Source organism: Paraburkholderia oxyphila NBRC 105797, from assembly GCF_000685075.1.
In the GTDB taxonomy this organism is placed as follows: Bacteria; Pseudomonadota; Gammaproteobacteria; order Burkholderiales; family Burkholderiaceae; genus Paraburkholderia; species Paraburkholderia oxyphila.
Map to the genome: position 1 here is coordinate 1 of NZ_BAYD01000282.1, position 1,137 is coordinate 1,137.

Genomic DNA, 1,137 nt, shown 5'->3' on the forward strand with positions numbered 1-1,137 from the left:
GGCGTTGTTGCATAAATCGATCGTAAGGGCGAAGTGATCTCCATGTTTTCGATCTCAGGCAATACGGACGGACTGCGGGCGAGCGAGTGCCGCCATACGATTGAGCACGCCTGCACGAATCGATACTTCGGTTGCCTGGGAACCGATTTCGCGAGCCCACAGGCAGGAGCCTGTGAGGATCTTGAGCCGGTACATCAGGGTCTCGGCCAGCGAGCGACGATGGTAGCCACTTGCCTGCTTCCATTCACGTCTACTGCTTTGTGCTATCGCGTCGATGGCAGCATTGCGCGAGGCCGCGCCGGGCGTGCTCTCGGGCCACGGCGTCGCGCCTTCACGTGGCGGAATCGACGGGGCCGCTGCGCGCGCAGCAATCCGCGCATGGCACGCCCTGGTGTCGTAGGCGCCGTCGCCACCGATGGTGTCGATTGCCACGTCAGTGGGAATCTGGTCGAGCAAATCGGGCAGCACTTCGCCATCTGCCTCGTCCTGATGCGTCATCAGCGCGGCGCAGATCTGGCCGGTGTTTGCGTCCATTGCCAGATGGACCTTGCGCCAGGTGCGGCGCTTGGACCAGCCATGCTTGCGCACCTTCCACTCGCCTTCGCCATAGACTTTCAGTCCGGTGCTGTCGAGCACGAGGTGCAAGGGTTCATTGGGACGTTGCGCTGGCAGTGCGACCTTGAGGGTCTGCGCTCGACGGCTCAACGTCGTGTAGTTCGGCACGGGCAGGCCCGGGAAGGCAAGTTTGCGCAGACTCTGGGCAAAGCCTTGCAATGCGCGCAGCGGCAGATGAAAGACCTGCTTGAGTTCGAGCAGCATCTGCACGAGCGCATCCGAATAGACGCATGGGCGGCCCCGGGTGCGCGCGTCGAGCTCAGGCGCTGCAGCGAAAAGCTCAGGGTCAATCCACATTGTCACGTCTCCTCGAGCAATGAGTCCCGCGTTGTACTGCGCCCAGTTCTTGACGCGGTATTTGGCTTTGGAACTCGCTTGCTTGCTGGTCGTGTCCTTGCGCATCTTCTCGGCAAAACTAGAGAATGTACGCAGGAACCCGAATCGTTAACAGAGGTGCCGCTGCAGATGTTGCGCGTATACGTCAGCATGTGCACAGTGGGTCCGGATTTATGCAACAACGCC

1 protein-coding gene is annotated in these 1,137 nt (G+C 60.9%); it reads right to left on the reverse strand.

What is annotated here, in order from left to right:
- Positions 1-54: 54 nt before the first annotated feature.
- Entirely contained in the window at positions 55-1,017 is a 963-nt protein-coding gene (locus tag BO1_RS48940; protein WP_028223791.1) for an IS5 family transposase, read from the reverse strand.
- Positions 1,018-1,137 lie beyond the last annotated feature (120 nt).

Excerpts from the sequence above, each read along its gene's own strand:
- BO1_RS48940 (WP_028223791.1), bottom strand. The coding sequence starts at position 1,017 with ATGCGCAAGGACACGACCAGCAAGCAAGCGAGTTCCAAAGCCAAATAC.